Source organism: Mesobacillus campisalis (assembly GCF_000986785.1).
GTDB lineage: Bacteria > Bacillota > Bacilli > Bacillales > Cytobacillaceae > Mesobacillus_B > Mesobacillus_B campisalis.
This window is the reverse complement of record NZ_LAYY01000002.1, coordinates 107200-122501: the sequence shown is the minus strand read 5'-3', so window position 1 is coordinate 122501 and position 15302 is coordinate 107200. Positions and strand designations below refer to the sequence as shown.

The window sequence follows — 15302 nt, the reverse complement described above, 5'->3', positions numbered from 1 at the left end:
AGAAAAAAACCTTTACAACCCAAATTGAATTTGTTATTATTCTATCTTGTGTGAAACTATTCGGAGGTGCTTATATAAAATGGCAGTTAAAATTCGTTTAAAGCGTATGGGAGCAAAAAAATCTCCTTTCTATCGTATTGTAGTAGCTGATTCTCGTTCTCCACGTGACGGCCGTTTCATCGAAACAGTCGGAACTTACAACCCAGTTGCCCAGCCGGCAATCGTGGACATCAACGAAGAGCTTGCTCTTAAATGGCTTCAAGACGGTGCGAAACCATCTGACACAGTTCGCAACCTGTTCTCGAACCAGGGCATCATGGAAAAATTCCATAATGCTAAGCTTAGCAAGTAATCAGCATGAAAGAATTAATTGAGACAATCGTAAAGCCACTGGTTGATTTTCCGGAAGATGTCCAAGTGGATTCAACCGAAGAAGATCATCGCGTCACCTACCGTCTCTCTGTTAACAAGAGCGATATGGGTAAGGTGATCGGAAAACAGGGGCGCGTTGCCAAGGCTATCAGGACAGTCGTCTATGCAGCAGGAGCTTCGCAGCAAAAAAAGATTTTTTTGGAGATTGTTGAATAATTAAGCGTAAAAATGGAGGGGAATCCCCTCCATTTTTTTGTGGCTGTGGGAGCTGCTAAAAGGGGCGGCATGGTTAGAACTAGAGGCTTCTTGATTCATTCGGGAGGTGTTCGGGTGGAGAGAGGCTGTCAGTGCCCGAAATGGATGGTCTTCCTTCAAAAGAGGCACTGATGGAGGGTGTCAGTGCCCGAAATGAGAGGTCTTGCTTCAAAAGAGGCACTGATAGAGGCTGTCAGTACCCAAAATGAGATGGCCGGCTTCAAAAAGGTCACTGATGAAGGGTGTCAGTGCCCAAAATCAGCAGGCCAGTTCCGAAAAGGTCACTGATGGAGGGTGTCAGTGCCCAAGATGAGCAGGCCAGTTCCAAAAAGGTCACTGATGGGAGGGTGTCAGTGCCCGAAATGAGAGGTCTTGCTTCAAAAGAGGCACTGATAGAGGCTGTCAGTGCCCAAAATCAGCAGGCCAGTTCCGAAAAGGTCACTGATGGAGGGTGCCAGTGCCCAAAATGCCCGAACCAGCTTCAAAAAGGTCACTGATAGAGGCTGTCAGTGCCCAAAGTGAGCTGGCCGGCACCGAAAAGGTCACTGATAGAGGCTGTCAGTGCCCAAAATGAGCTGGCCGGCTTCAAAAAGGTCACTGATAGAGGGTGTCAGTGCCCGAAATGCCCGAACCAGCTTCAAAAAGGTCACTGATAGAGGCTGTCAGTACCCAAAATGAGCAGGCCAGTTCCGAAAAGGTCACTGATAGAGGCTGTCAGTACCCAAAATCAGCAGGCCGGCACCGAAAAGGTCACTGATGGAGGGTGTCAGTGCCAAAATGACCGGACCAGCTTCAAAAAGGGTACTGAGGAAGCTCTCAACCTTCAGAATCACTGGACCCTTCAAGAAGTACCTTCATAAATGAAGCCACATAGCCAGCCTTAAGCCAAGTTCCAACCTCACCACTATCTGGCCCTGCTTTTGGTCTTTCCCAGCCATTTCATATATAATGGGTTTGTGGCTCAACGAGGGACAGGCGGGCCTGAAAAAAGGGACTGGAGGTATCGCTGTGAAGGTACTTCAAACGGTTGTTGTCAAACAGGTACTTACAGAGACAAGCAAGGAAAGACTTCTAAATAAATACGGAACAAAAAAACAACAGCTGCAAAAGGAAAGCGAGCAGCTTAAATTCGAATGGAAGAAGCAGGAAAAATCAAAGAAGCTTCCTCCTGAAATATTAAAGAGGCAGTTCGAAAATGAAATCCGGCTCCGCGGGGAAAAAATCAAGCTTCTGGAGTTTCATATCGAACAATTACATATTCTACCGTTAGGAAGCGAATTGAAAGAATCGGAACTGCAGGCGCTTGTTGAAATTAACGAGGGCGATTTGTGGGACGACTTTCTTGCTGAAAAAACGGTAGTGGTAAAAGATGGTGTTGTGGTTGAAATACGTGAGAGGTGAACTAAATGGAAAAATGGTTTAATGTTGGGAAGATTGTCAATACCCATGGAATCCGCGGTGAAGTAAGAGTCATTTCGCGGACCGATTTTCCCGAAGAACGGTACAAGGTTGGAAACAGCCTGTTTCTTTTCATGCCTGGCAGCAAGGAGCCGAAGGAGCTGGTTGTCAAAAGTCACCGCAAACATAAAAACTTTGATTTGCTTACGTTTGAAGGCTGTGAAAATGTCAACCATGTTGAACCGTTCCGGGATGGCATCCTGAAGATCCCTGAAAGCCAGCGTGGCACATTGGAAGAAGGCGAATATTATGTCCAGGATATTATTGGCTGCCTGGTCTATACGGTGGATGGCGAGGAAATCGGCAAGGTGACAGAAGTTCTTTCTCCGGGTGCCAATGATGTGTGGGTAGTGAAAAAAGGCAGGGAAAAAGAAAAACTGATTCCCTATATTGAAGATGTTGTCAAAAAAGTTGATATCAAGGAGAAAGTGATCCTGATTGAGCCGATGGAAGGTCTGCTGTCATGATGAAAATCGATGTGCTGTCTATTTTTCCGGAGATGTTCCCGGGCGTTCTTGGCCATTCCATATTAAAAAAAGCAGCCGAAAAGCAGGCGGTCTCTTATAATGTTGTCAATTTCCGCGACTATGCCGATAACCGCCACCAGACCGTGGACGACTATCCCTATGGAGGGGGAGCTGGGATGGTCCTGAAACCTCAGCCGATTTTTGATGCGGTTACCGACCTCGTCGATAAAGCGGAAAGCAAAAAGCCGCGCGTCATCCTGATGTGTCCACAGGGAGAAAGCCATACGCAGAAAAAGGCGGAAGAACTTGCGCGTGAGGAACATCTGATTTTTATCTGCGGCCATTATGAAGGCTATGACGAGCGAATTCGGGAGCATATCATCACAGATGAAATCTCGATTGGCGATTACGTGCTGACGGGCGGTGAACTTGGGGCGATGGTGGTCATCGACAGCGTTGTCCGCCTGCTTCCAGGGGTTCTCGGCAGTGAGGAATCCCATATTCAGGATTCCTTCAGCACAGGGCTGCTCGAACATCCCCATTATACAAGGCCGGCCGATTTCCGCGGTATGAAGGTCCCTGACATCCTTCTGTCAGGCAATCATAAACTGATTGATGAATGGAGAACAAAAGAATCGCTGCGGCGAACCTATTCCCGCAGGCCAGACCTCCTGGATGCCGCTGAACTTTCGCCTGAACAGCGAAAATGGCTGGAGGATATCAAAAAACAACAGTAATAGTCATTGCAGTCTGGAGCCCAATATGGTATTATACTTCTTGTGGCTTTAGCCTGGCTATTGTCATTGATAACGATGTTCCGCTGCACGAGATGCAAGAGCATTTGTGGGAGGAGTTGAAAACGATGCAAAATCTAATTGCAGAAATTACAAAAGAACAACTTCGTACTGATCTTCCTGCGTTCCGCCCTGGTGATACTGTACGTGTACACGTTAAGGTTGTCGAGGGAACTCGCGAACGTATCCAGATTTTCGAAGGTGTGGTAATTAAGCGTCGTGGTGGTGGAATCAGCGAAACTTTTACAGTTCGTAAGATTTCTTACGGTGTAGGCGTTGAGCGTACATTCCCTGTTCACACACCAAAAATTGCGAAGCTTGAAGTAATCCGCCGCGGTAAAGTCCGCCGTGCGAAACTTTACTACCTGCGCAACCTGCGTGGTAAGAAAGCTCGTATTAAGGAAATCCGCTAATAAGAATGTAGAAAAGAGCTTGTCTGACAAGCTCTTTTTTCATATTGCACATTCAGCTGGTATAATTTAAAAGTGAAATTTTTTAAAAAAACACTCCCATCGTGTTTATATGAAACAAGTTATGTAAAATAAAGCTATATTGGGATTTGATTTTCTGAGAATGGTGGGGAATGTATGGCACAGAAAAAAAACGAATTATGGGAATGGGTAAAAGCGCTGTTCATTGCTGTTTTGCTGGCAGCGGGAATCAGATATTTTTTATTTGCGCCAATTGTGGTAGACGGATTATCCATGATGCCCACCCTTCATGATCAGGACAGAATGATTGTCAATAAGCTGAGCTACAAAATTGGGGAACCGGAACGGTTTGACATCGTGGTATTCCATGCACCCGAAAACAAGGATTACATAAAAAGAGTGATTGGGCTTCCCGGCGACCATATCGAATATAAGGATGATACTCTTTATGTGAACGGGCAAGCATATGAAGAGCCGTATTTGGAAGAATATAAGCAACAGGTAATCGATGGCCCGCTTACGGAACCTTTTACGCTTGAAGAAAAAATCGGCAGGGAAACCGTGCCGGAGGGGCATATTTTTGTGATGGGGGATAACCGCCGGTTCAGCAAGGACAGCCGCCATATCGGGACGGTTCCTCTTGATGAAGTGCTCGGCCAAACCAGCATCATTTATTGGCCGATTCAAGATATCCGTATAGTGGAGTAATAAACGGGAAGCGCCTGTATGGGCCCGTACGGGGCCCGTGCAGGCGCTTTATTATTTTAGTAAGAGGAGGTTTCTTTCATGACAATTCAATGGTTTCCTGGCCATATGGCGAAGGCCAGGAGGGAAGTCACTGAGAAACTTAAGCTTGTAGATATTATTTTTGAACTGGTGGATGCGCGAATTCCTTATTCTTCACGTAATCCGATGATTGACGAAATTATTCAGCACAAGCCGCGTATCGTTCTTCTGAATAAAGCGGATATGGCCGATAAAGAGGTTACTGCCGAATGGATCACTTTCTTTAAGAAACAGGGAATCAGCGCTCTGGCCATCAATTCCCAGGCGGGCACCGGGCTGAAGCAGGTCGTCAGTGAAGCCAAGGTGCTCCTTAAGGAAAAATTTGACCGCATGGAGGCGAAAGGGATCAAGCCAAGAGCCATCCGGGCGATGATTGTCGGGATACCAAACGCGGGCAAATCGACGCTGATCAACCGCCTGCATGGGAAAAACATTGCCAAAACAGGAAACATGCCTGGGGTTACGAAAGCCCAGCAATGGATCAAGGTAGGCAAGGAACTTGAGCTGCTCGACACCCCGGGGATCCTCTGGCCTAAGTTTGAAGACCAGGAAGTAGGGATGAAGCTTGCTGTTACAGGGGCAATCAAGGATGCTATTTTAAACCTGGATGATGTCGCCGTGTATGCCCTGAAGTTCCTTGGAGAACATTATCCCGTCCGCCTCAAGGAAAGGTTTGGCGTGGAACAAGTTCCGGAAGATATAGTCGAGCTGTTTGATAAGATTGGCTTATCGCGGGGGTTGAAGCAGGGGCGCGAAGTTGATTATGATAAAGTGGCCGAGACAGTAATCAGGGAAATCCGCGGTGAGAAGCTTGGCCCGCTTTCGTTTGAAAGGCCGGCCGACCTTGCGGCGAATGAGGAGCCTGCAGAGAAATAAGGTCCTTCGAGGGGGCCTTTTTTTCTGAAGCCTTCTGGAGAAAAATACATATAGGAGTACATCATGAACAAGATGCCAATTGCAAAAATCCAGCAGCTGCTTTTTTCGCATGAAGCAGACGATGCTTTGATTGACAGCCTGGAAAAGGATGAGCGTGCTGGTGTTCGGCGGCTTCTGGAAAAATGGAAGAAGCAGCAGCAAAAAGAGCAGGAACTTCTTAAGAAGTTTATCGAAATGACCCAGTTTGAACGAAAATTAAGAAGCCAGGGCTACAAGTCCATTGCCGGAATTGATGAGGTGGGCAGAGGGCCGCTTGCCGGGCCTGTAGTAGCCGCAGCCGTCATTCTTCCAGAGGATTTTTATCTGCCTGGAGTGGATGATTCCAAGAAGCTGAATGAACAAAAAAGGGAAGAGCTTTTTGAAAGAATCCAGCAAGAGGCGAAAGCGATAGGAATAGGTGTTATTGAGGCAGCGGAAATCGATGAAATCAATATTCTTGAGGCATCGAAAAAAGCGATGCTGCAGGCAATCGTGGAAATTCAGTCGGATCCTGACTATCTTCTAGTTGATGCTGTCCGGCTGGAAACTCCCTATCCTTCTGAATCCCTGATAAAAGGGGATGCACGCAGCATCTCGATTGCGGCAGCCTCGATTGTGGCGAAGGTGACAAGGGACAGGATGATGAAGAAGCTTGATGGAGTTTATCCGCAGTACGGTTTTGCCTCCAATATGGGTTACGGCACTGCTGCCCATTTGGATGCTTTGAAAAAATATGGGGCAACTCCAATACACAGAATGAGCTTCGCACCGGTGAAATTGGCGGGTAAATAAATATATGAGAATAGTAAAATTAAATCAGTGATTTTCCATTAGACCATATCATGACTAAGGAGAGCCCGGCCCGCAATGCCCGGCTCTCTTTGTTTATTCCTGTTTTGTAAGGATTTTTCCCAATTTTTAAAAAGGCGCAATATTTAAATCATAAAGCTAGACAAGGGATATTTCATTATATACAATGAAAGCGCAGTCTATTTTTCTAGAAAAAGCATAAATGAATTTTGCTCGAAAACGCTTCCGTTTTACGAGTGATAGGAGGATGGGAAATGAATATCCATGAGTATCAGGGGAAAGAAGTCCTCAGGCAGTATGGGGTAACGGTACCAAATGGAAAAGTAGCGTTCACAGTGGAAGAGGCTGTGGAAGCGGCCAAGGAACTGGGAACTGAAGTTTGTGTAGTAAAAGCGCAGATCCATGCCGGCGGACGTGGAAAGGCTGGCGGTGTAAAGGTCGCTAAAAATCTTGAGGAAGTCCGTACATATGCGAGTGAAATCCTTGGCAAAACCTTGGTCACTCACCAAACCGGCCCGGAAGGCAAGGAAGTAAAGCGCCTGTTGATCGAGGAAGGCTGCGACATCAAAAAAGAATACTATGTAGGCCTTGTTCTTGACCGTGCAACTTCCCGTGTCGTATTGATGGCTTCAGAAGAAGGCGGAACAGAGATTGAAGAAGTGGCAGAACAGACGCCAGAAAAAATCTTCAAGGAAGAAATCGATCCTGTTGTCGGATTGACTCCATTCCAGGCACGCCGAATTGCGTTCAATATCAACATCCCGAAAGAGCTTGTCAATCAGGCTGTCAAATTCATGATGGGCTTATATAACGCTTATATTGAAAAGGACTGTTCGATTGCGGAAATCAATCCGCTTGTTGTGACAGGAGATGGAAAGGTAATGGCGCTTGATGCGAAGCTGAATTTCGATTCAAATGCTCTGTATCGCCAGAAAGACATTCTTGCATTGCGCGATCTTGAAGAAGAAGATCCAAAGGAAATCGAAGCTTCCAAGTATGACCTGAGCTATATCTCCCTTGATGGAAACATCGGCTGCATGGTCAACGGTGCCGGCCTTGCGATGTCCACTATGGATATCGTCAAGCACTATGGCGGCGAGCCGGCCAACTTCCTTGATGTTGGGGGCGGCGCGACAGCTGAAAAGGTAACTGAAGCGTTTAAAATCATTCTTTCCGATCCGAATGTGAAAGGCATTTTTGTCAATATCTTTGGCGGAATCATGAAGTGCGATGTCATTGCAACAGGCGTTGTGGAGGCTGCGAAGCAGGTAGGCCTCGAAGTGCCCCTCGTTGTTCGTCTTGAAGGCACAAATGTCGACCTGGGCAAACAGATTCTGAATGAATCCGGACTGAATATTGTTGCTGCTGAATCCATGGCTGACGGCGCACAGAAGATCGTTTCACTAGTTAAGTAGGATAGGAAGGAGAATAGTTGTCATGAGTGTATTCATTAATAAAGATACAAAAGTAATCGTACAAGGGATCACTGGTTCAACAGCCCTTTTCCATACAAAGCAAATGCTTGAATATGGCACAAAAATCGTAGGTGGGACGACTCCAGGCAAAGGCGGCCAGGAAGTGGAAGGCGTTCCCGTTTTCAACACGGTTCAAGAAGCGGTAGAAGCTACCGGAGCGACGGCTTCCGTCATCTACGTTCCAGCACCATTCGCAGCTGATGCGATCATGGAAGCGGTAGATGCAGAGCTTGACCTTGCAATTTGTATTACAGAACATATCCCTGTTTTGGACATGGTTAAAGTAAAGCGCTACATGGAAGGCAAGAAGACACGCCTTGTAGGGCCTAACTGCCCGGGCGTGATTACGGCTGACGAGTGCAAAATCGGAATCATGCCAGGGTATATCCATAGGAAAGGCCATGTTGGTGTTGTTTCCCGCTCTGGAACTTTAACATACGAAGCGGTTCACCAGCTTACCCAGGCCGGAATCGGCCAGACGACAGCAGTCGGGATCGGTGGCGACCCTGTAAACGGCACAAACTTCATCGATGTATTAAAAGCGTTCAATGAAGATCCTGATACCTATGCCGTAATCATGATTGGTGAAATCGGCGGTACCGCAGAAGAAGAAGCGGCAGAGTGGGTAAAGGCGAACATGACCAAGCCTGTTGTCGGCTTCATCGGAGGAAGAACTGCTCCTCCTGGAAAGCGCATGGGCCATGCTGGTGCGATCATTTCCGGCGGAAAAGGAACGGCTGACGAAAAGATCCGTGTCATGAACGAAAGCGGCATCAAGGTTGCTGAAACTCCTTCTGTAATGGGAGAAACACTTATTGAAGTCCTGAAAGAGCAAGGACTTTATGAAAAATGCAAAACACACTAAGACCATAGGCAAAACAGTCCCTCATTTTAGAGGGACTGTTTGCAATTCCTGCCCCATCCTCCGGAAATTTCCTTCCTCAATAAAAATGACTCTCCAGGAGGTTCCCCGTTATGGATGAATATAAAAAAAGGCTTGCCTGCCTGCTGCACTGCAAGCAGATGAGCTGGAAAAATGTAAAGCTTATTCTTCAGGCCGACCCCACTTTGACCACATTTTCCTTCAAACCTGAAAACCCCCTATCGAAAAAATTCCCGGCTGTTACCATGCACCAACTCCCGATTGAGCAGATTTTGGAGCAATATCAGAGAAATGGCATTCACCTGATCAGTTTATTGGATGACGAGTATCCGGAAATCCTAAAATCCATTTATCAGCCGCCCTGGATGCTGTTTGCCAAGGGCGATATCAGGCTGCTGAAAAGCGTGTTCCCCCTTGCTGTGGTCGGCAGCCGAGAGGCCAGTGACTATGGAAAACAAGCAATTGGGGCCTTGTTTCCACAGTTGATTGACAGCGGTGCTGTCATTATCAGCGGTCTCGCCAAGGGAATAGATACTTATGCCCACCAGATGGCAATCAGAAACGGCGGAAGTACGATAGGTGTCATAGCCGGAGGATTCGAGCATATATACCCAAAAGAGAACCTTGGGCTGGCCCAGTATATGATGAACCACCATCTGCTTCTGTCGGAGTATCCCCCATATACCAGGCCTGAAAGATGGCATTTTCCGATGAGAAACCGAATCATCAGCGGCCTTGCTAAAGGAACCCTCGTGGTTGAGGCGAAAAAGCGGAGCGGCTCCTTCATTACAGCGGATTTTGCTTTGAACGAAGGCAGGGAAGTGTTTGCGATTCCAGGGAGCATTTTCGAACCAAAATCGGCCGGGACGAATGAATTAATTCAAATGGGGGCAAAACTGGTCAAGGAACCGAAAGATATAATAGAAGAAATTATTTTTTAGTTTTTTAAAGGATAAAAGCAGGGAGATCAAGCATCTTGCAGCCGCCCAAACACCATGGCCAATAAAGTTAAATTATGAAAAATTGTTACAAAATGGTTGAAATAAATTAAAATCTATTATACATTGTGCATCAGGACACTTAAAAGCGGAGCCGACTGCACAGGCCCGACAGGCATAAGACAGTCGCCGTAAGAAGGCGTTCTTTGCCTTCTGGCGGGGAATGGCTTATGACCCGAGGGGCTAGGAGGCGGAGCTGGAAAGATTAAAAGCGGAAGCGCCTGTTCAGCGACGTATGGGCTGGAGCCCACCGACTTAAAAGCGCCGCTACTTCTGCAAAGTCCTGGCAGAATCCTTGCCTCAAATACAAAAACTGAAAACGGTTACTCGCCCTGTTTATTGACAGCGGGGTTCTTAATATTAAATAATAGGTGTAATTTTATTCCCTCTTAAGGAGGACAAATTGGATGTCGGAATTTTTAGTCATCGTTGAGTCGCCAGCGAAAGCGAAAACGATTGAGCGTTACCTAGGAAAAAAATATAAAGTTAAAGCTTCCATGGGACATGTAAGGGATTTGCCCAAGAGCCAGATGGGAGTCGATATAGAGCATCAGTTCGAGCCAAAGTATATTACGATTCGCGGAAAAGGACCGGTTTTAAAAGAATTGAAATCGGCTGCCCGCAAAGCCAAGAAAATTTTTCTCGCAGCTGACCCCGACCGCGAAGGGGAAGCGATTGCCTGGCATTTGGCCCATAGTCTTGATGTGGATGTTAACTCCGATTGCCGCGTCGTTTTTAACGAGATTACAAAGGATGCAATCAAGGAGTCATTCAAGCATCCCCGCCCGATCAATATGGCCCTTGTGGATGCTCAGCAGGCGCGTCGCGTACTAGACAGGCTTGTCGGATACAATATCAGCCCGATCCTTTGGAAAAAGGTGAAAAAAGGCCTAAGCGCGGGCCGTGTCCAGTCAGTAGCCTTAAAGCTGATCATTGAGCGCGAAAGGGAGATCCAAAAGTTTGAACCGGAGGAATACTGGACGATTGGAGCCGAGTTCCTCAAGGGAAAAAGCAAGTTTGAAGGCTCTTTTTATGGAATGGATGGTAAAAAAGCAGAACTCAAATCAGAGGACGATGTCAAAAAGGTGATGCAGCAGCTGAAGGGCAATAAATTCAGTATTACATCCGTGGTAAAAAAAGAACGGAAACGCCACCCTTCCCCTGCCTTTATCACTTCCTCCCTTCAGCAGGAGGCAGCCCGAAAACTGAATTTCAGGGCCAAGAAGACGATGATGCTTGCACAGCAGCTATACGAAGGAATTGACCTGGGCAAAGAAGGAACGGTCGGTTTGATTACGTATATGAGGACGGATTCAACGCGGATTTCCGAAGTTGCACAGGCTGAGGCAGCAAATTATATCACTAGTCAATACGGCAAAGAGTACCTGAAGGGCGAAGCAAAGAAGGAAAAGAAACAGGGAAATACCCAGGATGCCCACGAGGCCATCCGGCCAACAAGTGTCCTGAAGGAGCCCAACAGCCTGAAGGAATTTTTATCGAGAGACCAGCTTCGTTTATACAAACTAATCTGGGAGAGGTTTGTGGCAAGTCAAATGGCCTCGGCGATCATGGACACCATGAGCGTGGACCTCGAAAACTCTGGGGTCATTTTCAGGGCGACCGGATCGAAAGTAAAGTTCCCTGGTTTCATGAAGGTGTATGTAGAAGGTTCGGATGACCAGGTTGAAGAGAAAGACAGGCTGCTGCCGGACCTCAAAGAAGGCGATGAGGTACTTAAGAAGGACATGGAGCCCAAACAGCACTTTACCCAGCCGCCGCCGCGGTATACGGAGGCCCGTCTTGTCAGGACGCTTGAAGAACTGGGAATCGGCCGACCTTCCACCTATGCGCCAACACTGGATACGATTCAAAAGCGGAGCTATGTCGCCTTGGACAACAAAAGATTTGTTCCGACAGAACTGGGAGAAATCGTCCATGAGCTGATGGTGGAATTCTTTCCGGATATTCTTGATGTCGAGTTTACCGCAAAAATGGAACAAGACCTGGATAACGTAGAAGATGGCAAAGTCAATTGGGTCAAAATCATTGATGAGTTTTACCAGGACTTTGAAAAGCACCTCGAAATAGCAGAAAAAGAGATGCAGGAAATTGAAATCAAGGATGAACCTGCCGGGGAAGACTGCGAGCAATGCGGCAATGAGATGGTGTTCAAAATGGGCCGGTACGGTAAGTTCATGGCATGCAGCAACTTCCCGGATTGCCGCAATACGAAAGCGATTGTCAAGGAGATCGGCGTAAAATGCCCGAACTGCAAAGAAGGGAACATTATCGAACGGAAAAGTAAAAAACGGCGGATATTCTATGGCTGTGACCGCTTTCCGGCTTGTGAGTTCCTGTCCTGGGATAAGCCGATCGCCCGCAGCTGTCCGAAGTGTGACAGCCTGATGGTGGAGAAAAAGCTTAAAAAAGGCGTTCAGGTTTCCTGTACAGAATGTGATTATAAGGAAGCGCAGCAAAGTTAGGGTGAGCATAAGCTCACTCTTTTGCTTTTTGCGGAAACTGTGATAGAATCATTTTTTGCAAACTTGAAACTTTTTGCTTTTATTTTCGTAATGTAAAGTGCAAAATGGACTATTGAGGGCAAAATAAAGTGAAACTTCATTCAGTGGGGGAGCTTCATCCCCACTGAATGTTAGTTGAACCAATCGGGCTTTACTGGCAGTTGATCCCCACGAATCTTTATTGCTTCCTCTCTGAAATCCTGAAGTGAGGTCTTACTGCCAGTTAATGCGGGATAATCAAGCAATCGCATATAGATAATGGAAGCAACTGGAGGAAACAAAATGGCAGAAAAAATCGTGAATGTTGTTGGTGCAGGACTTGCTGGCAGTGAAGCCGCCTGGCAGCTTGCCAAGCGCGGGATAAAAGTGAACTTATATGAAATGAGGCCAGTCAGGCAGACACCGGCCCACCATACAGATAAATTTGCCGAACTGGTTTGCAGCAATTCTCTTCGTGCCAATACTCTTACAAATGCAGTGGGAGTTTTGAAGGAAGAAATGAGGATGCTTGACTCTGTTATCATTGGCTCAGCTGATGCAAGTTCGGTCCCGGCAGGCGGAGCCCTTGCCGTGGATCGTCATGACTTTGCGGCTAGAGTCACCGAGCAGGTGAAAAACCACCCGAATGTGACGGTCTTTAATGAAGAAGTTACAGGAATTCCTGAAGGCCCAACGATCATTGCAACAGGCCCACTTACAAGTGAAGCACTTTCACTTGGATTGAAAGAGCTAACGGGGGAAGAGTATCTTTACTTTTATGATGCAGCTGCTCCAATCATTGAAAAAGACAGCATTGATATGGACAAAGTCTATTTGAAGTCCCGTTATGACAAGGGAGAGGCAGCGTACCTCAACTGCCCGATGACAGAGGAGGAATTTGACCGCTTTTACGAAGCGCTGACTTCTGCGGAAACGGTTCCCCTGAAAGAATTCGAGAAAGAAATTTTCTTTGAAGGCTGCATGCCGATCGAGGTAATGGCAAACCGGGGCAGGAAAACGATGCTCTTTGGACCAATGAAGCCTGTCGGTCTTGAGGATCCGAAAACAGGAAAGCGTCCCTATGCCGTTGTCCAGCTTCGCCAGGATGACGCTGCAGGAACCCTTTACAATATTGTCGGATTTCAGACGCATTTAAAATGGGGCCCTCAGAAAGAAGTCATCCGGCTGATCCCGGGTCTTGAAAATGCGGAAATTGTCCGGTACGGCGTAATGCACAGAAATACGTTCATCAATTCACCTAAAGTGCTAAAAGCAACCTATCAATTCAAAAACAGGGAAGATTTGTTCTTTGCAGGGCAAATGACTGGAGTCGAGGGATATGTCGAATCGGCCGCAAGTGGATTGATTGCCGGGATTAATGCTGCCAGGCTTGTAAAAGGGGAAGAGCCGGTGGAATTTCCGGCAGAAACGGCTATGGGAAGCATGTCACGCTATATTACGACTACCAACTCTAAAAACTTCCAGCCTATGAATGCCAACTTTGGGTTATTCCCTGAACTGCCTGTCAAAATCAAAGGAAAACAAGAACGAAACGAACAGCATGCAAACCGGGCGTTGGAAACAATTCAGAACTTTGTGAAATATTTGTAAACTTTATTGCAGCGGGCTGCTGAATTGTGGTACGATTTAGTAGCCCATGTGAGGTGACAGGTTATGCAAGTAGGCAAGCACGAGGCTCTAAAATTATTTATCGAATATATGCAGATTGAGAAAAATTACTCACAAGCGACCATTGAGCAATACCACCATGACATTACCAGTTTTTTTATGTTCATGGCTGAACAAGCCATCCCAAGCCTGGCGGAAGTCCAGTATGGAGATGTGAGGATTTTTTTGACAAGGATGTATGATAAAAAACTGGCAAGGAGAACGGCCGCAAGCAAAATTTCCTGTCTGCGGAGTTTTTACAGGTTCCTTGTCCGTGAAAAGCTTGTTGACGAAAACCCGTTCGCGCTTGTTTCCCTTCCCAAGGCTGAAAAGCGGCTTCCGGAATTCTTTTATGAACAGGAACTGGAGCTGCTTTTTGACGCCTGTGAAACAGAAACCCCGCTTGGGAAGAGGAATAAAGCACTGCTGGAATTGCTGTATGGAACGGGCATCCGTGTCAGTGAATGCTGCAAAATCAGGTTAAGCGATCTGGATTTTTTTCTGTCGACCGTTCTTGTTCACGGAAAGGGGCACAAAGAAAGATATGTTCCTTTCGGAAGTTTTGCTCATGATGAATTGCAAACCTATATACAATCAGCCAGAAACGAACTTCTTGGTGATAAAGAGGATCATGGCTATTTGTTCGTCAACTTCAGGGGCGGGCCGCTCACAGCGCGGGGAGTCCGGGGGATTTTGAACAAGATGTTTGAGAATTCCTCTCTGCAGGGGAAAATCCACCCTCATAAGCTTCGGCACACATTCGCAACCCATCTGCTGAACAATGGAGCAGATATGAGGACGGTCCAGGAGCTGCTTGGCCATGCCTTCCTTTCTTCAACGCAAATATACACACATGTAACCAATGAACACTTAAGGCGGACCTATATGTCCACACATCCTAGGGCATAAGTCTGTAAGGAGGGAAACGGGATGTCTCAATTTCATGCAACGACCATTTTTGCAGTAAAGCACAATGGAAAAAGTGCCATGTCTGGGGATGGTCAGGTTACATTCGGCAACGCTGTTGTGATGAAACACACAGCACGCAAGGTGAGAAAATTGTTTAATGGAAAAGTGATCGCCGGCTTTGCCGGCTCTGTAGCAGATGCTTTTACTTTGTTTGAAATGTTCGAAGCCAAGCTCGAGGAATACAATGGAAGCCTTCAGCGTGCCGCCGTGGAACTTGCCAAGCAATGGAGAGGCGACAAGATGCTCAGACAGCTTGAAGCGATGCTGATTGTAATGAATGAGGAACATATGCTGCTGATTTCGGGCACCGGGGAAGTAATCGAGCCGGACGATGGAATCCTTGCAATCGGATCCGGCGGAAATTATGCGCTTGCTGCCGGAAGGTCGCTGAAAAGGTATGCGTCGGAGCACCTGACGGCAAAAGAAATAGCCAAGGCTGCCCTTGAAATCGCAGCCGATATCTGTGTCTATACGAACTCCAATATTATCGTGGAAGAATTATAGGGGAGGAGCAGCACGT

General features: G+C 46.9%; 19 protein-coding genes. 18 read left to right on the top strand and 1 reads right to left on the bottom strand.

From position 1 onward, the window contains the following. Window positions 1–79: 79 nt before the first annotated feature. The 4 genes from rpsP (at window position 80) to WQ57_RS02570 (ending at window position 1124) form a co-directional block, all read left to right on the top strand. The gene (gene rpsP / locus WQ57_RS02580; protein ID WP_046522165.1) at window positions 80–352 is read left to right on the top strand and encodes a 30S ribosomal protein S16; all 273 of its coding nucleotides are present in this window, start codon (window positions 80–82) and stop codon (window positions 350–352) included. Between the two features lie 5 nt (window positions 353–357). Continuing rightward, the gene (locus WQ57_RS02575) at window positions 358–588 is read left to right on the top strand and encodes a KH domain-containing protein (protein ID WP_046522164.1); all 231 of its coding nucleotides are present in this window, start codon (window positions 358–360) and stop codon (window positions 586–588) included. Between the two features lie 183 nt (window positions 589–771). Beyond that, window positions 772–915 carry a hypothetical protein gene (locus WQ57_RS26480; RefSeq protein ID WP_156183036.1) on the top strand — a complete coding sequence of 48 codons (144 nt, stop codon included), beginning with the start codon at window positions 772–774 and terminating at the stop codon, window positions 913–915. Between the two features lie 65 nt (window positions 916–980). Further along, on the top strand, window positions 981–1124 hold the full coding sequence (locus WQ57_RS02570) for a hypothetical protein (RefSeq protein WP_156183035.1): 144 nt from the start codon (window positions 981–983) through the stop codon (window positions 1122–1124). Window positions 1125–1325: 201 nt separating this feature from the next. Here WQ57_RS02570 and WQ57_RS26475 read toward each other — a convergent pair whose 3' ends face one another. Then, complete coding sequence (locus WQ57_RS26475; RefSeq protein WP_156183034.1) at window positions 1326–1472, bottom strand: hypothetical protein; 147 nt, start codon at window positions 1470–1472, stop codon at window positions 1326–1328. 163 nt (window positions 1473–1635) lie between these two features. Here WQ57_RS26475 and WQ57_RS02565 point away from each other — a divergent pair, with 163 nt between their 5' ends. The 14 genes from WQ57_RS02565 (at window position 1636) to hslV (ending at window position 15286) form a co-directional block, all read left to right on the top strand. Then, entirely contained in the window at window positions 1636–2028 is a 393-nt protein-coding gene (locus WQ57_RS02565) for a YlqD family protein (RefSeq protein WP_046522162.1), read from the top strand. Between the two features lie 5 nt (window positions 2029–2033). Next, the gene (gene rimM, locus WQ57_RS02560) at window positions 2034–2552 is read left to right on the top strand and encodes a ribosome maturation factor RimM (protein ID WP_046522161.1); all 519 of its coding nucleotides are present in this window, start codon (window positions 2034–2036) and stop codon (window positions 2550–2552) included. Further along, entirely contained in the window at window positions 2552–3289 is a 738-nt protein-coding gene (gene trmD / locus WQ57_RS02555; protein ID WP_156183039.1) for a tRNA (guanosine(37)-N1)-methyltransferase TrmD, read from the top strand. The genes rimM and trmD overlap by 1 nt, the downstream gene beginning before the upstream one ends. A 125-nt stretch (window positions 3290–3414) precedes the next feature. Then, window positions 3415–3759, top strand: coding sequence for a 50S ribosomal protein L19 (rplS, locus tag WQ57_RS02550; protein WP_046522289.1), 345 nt, complete (start codon window positions 3415–3417; stop codon window positions 3757–3759). A 174-nt stretch (window positions 3760–3933) separates the two neighbouring features. Next, window positions 3934–4485 carry a signal peptidase I gene (gene lepB / locus WQ57_RS02545; protein ID WP_046522159.1) on the top strand — a complete coding sequence of 184 codons (552 nt, stop codon included), beginning with the start codon at window positions 3934–3936 and terminating at the stop codon, window positions 4483–4485. 78 nt (window positions 4486–4563) lie between these two features. Then, window positions 4564–5439 carry a ribosome biogenesis GTPase YlqF gene (ylqF, locus tag WQ57_RS02540; protein ID WP_046522158.1) on the top strand — a complete coding sequence of 292 codons (876 nt, stop codon included), beginning with the start codon at window positions 4564–4566 and terminating at the stop codon, window positions 5437–5439. A gap of 63 nt (window positions 5440–5502) precedes the next feature. Continuing rightward, window positions 5503–6270 carry a ribonuclease HII gene (locus tag WQ57_RS02535; RefSeq protein WP_046522157.1) on the top strand — a complete coding sequence of 256 codons (768 nt, stop codon included), beginning with the start codon at window positions 5503–5505 and terminating at the stop codon, window positions 6268–6270. A gap of 272 nt (window positions 6271–6542) precedes the next feature. After that, window positions 6543–7703 carry an ADP-forming succinate--CoA ligase subunit beta gene (sucC, locus tag WQ57_RS02530; RefSeq protein ID WP_046522156.1) on the top strand — a complete coding sequence of 387 codons (1161 nt, stop codon included), beginning with the start codon at window positions 6543–6545 and terminating at the stop codon, window positions 7701–7703. 22 nt (window positions 7704–7725) lie between these two features. Next, a complete protein-coding gene (gene sucD / locus WQ57_RS02525; protein ID WP_046522155.1) occupies window positions 7726–8628 on the top strand; it encodes a succinate--CoA ligase subunit alpha in 903 nt (300 codons plus the stop codon). A gap of 110 nt (window positions 8629–8738) precedes the next feature. Next, the gene (dprA, locus tag WQ57_RS02520) at window positions 8739–9587 is read left to right on the top strand and encodes a DNA-processing protein DprA (protein ID WP_046522154.1); all 849 of its coding nucleotides are present in this window, start codon (window positions 8739–8741) and stop codon (window positions 9585–9587) included. Between the two features lie 464 nt (window positions 9588–10051). Beyond that, the gene (gene topA / locus WQ57_RS02515; RefSeq protein ID WP_046522153.1) at window positions 10052–12127 is read left to right on the top strand and encodes a type I DNA topoisomerase; all 2076 of its coding nucleotides are present in this window, start codon (window positions 10052–10054) and stop codon (window positions 12125–12127) included. A 321-nt stretch (window positions 12128–12448) separates the two neighbouring features. Next, window positions 12449–13756, top strand: a complete 1308-nt coding sequence (trmFO, locus tag WQ57_RS02510) for an FADH(2)-oxidizing methylenetetrahydrofolate--tRNA-(uracil(54)-C(5))-methyltransferase TrmFO (protein ID WP_046522152.1) — start codon at window positions 12449–12451, stop codon at window positions 13754–13756. 63 nt (window positions 13757–13819) lie between these two features. Further along, window positions 13820–14722, top strand: a complete 903-nt coding sequence (gene xerC / locus WQ57_RS02505) for a tyrosine recombinase XerC (protein WP_046522151.1) — start codon at window positions 13820–13822, stop codon at window positions 14720–14722. A gap of 21 nt (window positions 14723–14743) precedes the next feature. Beyond that, window positions 14744–15286, top strand: coding sequence for an ATP-dependent protease subunit HslV (gene hslV, locus WQ57_RS02500; RefSeq protein WP_046522150.1), 543 nt, complete (start codon window positions 14744–14746; stop codon window positions 15284–15286). Window positions 15287–15302: the final 16 nt, after the last annotated feature.

What these genes read in the sequence shown, in the direction of transcription:
- WQ57_RS02575 (WP_046522164.1), top strand. Translation starts at nt 358, where the DNA reads ATGAAAGAATTAATTGAGACAATCGTAAAGCCACTGGTTGATTTTCCG.
- trmD (WP_156183039.1), top strand. Translation starts at nt 2,552, where the DNA reads ATGAAAATCGATGTGCTGTCTATTTTTCCGGAGATGTTCCCGGGCGTT.
- lepB (WP_046522159.1), top strand. Translation starts at nt 3,934, where the DNA reads ATGGCACAGAAAAAAAACGAATTATGGGAATGGGTAAAAGCGCTGTTC.
- xerC (WP_046522151.1), top strand. Translation starts at nt 13,820, where the DNA reads ATGCAAGTAGGCAAGCACGAGGCTCTAAAATTATTTATCGAATATATG.
- rpsP (WP_046522165.1), top strand. Translation starts at nt 80, where the DNA reads ATGGCAGTTAAAATTCGTTTAAAGCGTATGGGAGCAAAAAAATCTCCT.
- trmFO (WP_046522152.1), top strand. Translation starts at nt 12,449, where the DNA reads ATGGCAGAAAAAATCGTGAATGTTGTTGGTGCAGGACTTGCTGGCAGT.
- hslV (WP_046522150.1), top strand. Translation starts at nt 14,744, where the DNA reads ATGTCTCAATTTCATGCAACGACCATTTTTGCAGTAAAGCACAATGGA.
- rimM (WP_046522161.1), top strand. Translation starts at nt 2,034, where the DNA reads ATGGAAAAATGGTTTAATGTTGGGAAGATTGTCAATACCCATGGAATC.
- sucD (WP_046522155.1), top strand. Translation starts at nt 7,726, where the DNA reads ATGAGTGTATTCATTAATAAAGATACAAAAGTAATCGTACAAGGGATC.
- topA (WP_046522153.1), top strand. Translation starts at nt 10,052, where the DNA reads ATGTCGGAATTTTTAGTCATCGTTGAGTCGCCAGCGAAAGCGAAAACG.
- ylqF (WP_046522158.1), top strand. Translation starts at nt 4,564, where the DNA reads ATGACAATTCAATGGTTTCCTGGCCATATGGCGAAGGCCAGGAGGGAA.
- WQ57_RS02535 (WP_046522157.1), top strand. Translation starts at nt 5,503, where the DNA reads ATGAACAAGATGCCAATTGCAAAAATCCAGCAGCTGCTTTTTTCGCAT.
- rplS (WP_046522289.1), top strand. Translation starts at nt 3,415, where the DNA reads ATGCAAAATCTAATTGCAGAAATTACAAAAGAACAACTTCGTACTGAT.
- sucC (WP_046522156.1), top strand. Translation starts at nt 6,543, where the DNA reads ATGAATATCCATGAGTATCAGGGGAAAGAAGTCCTCAGGCAGTATGGG.
- dprA (WP_046522154.1), top strand. Translation starts at nt 8,739, where the DNA reads ATGGATGAATATAAAAAAAGGCTTGCCTGCCTGCTGCACTGCAAGCAG.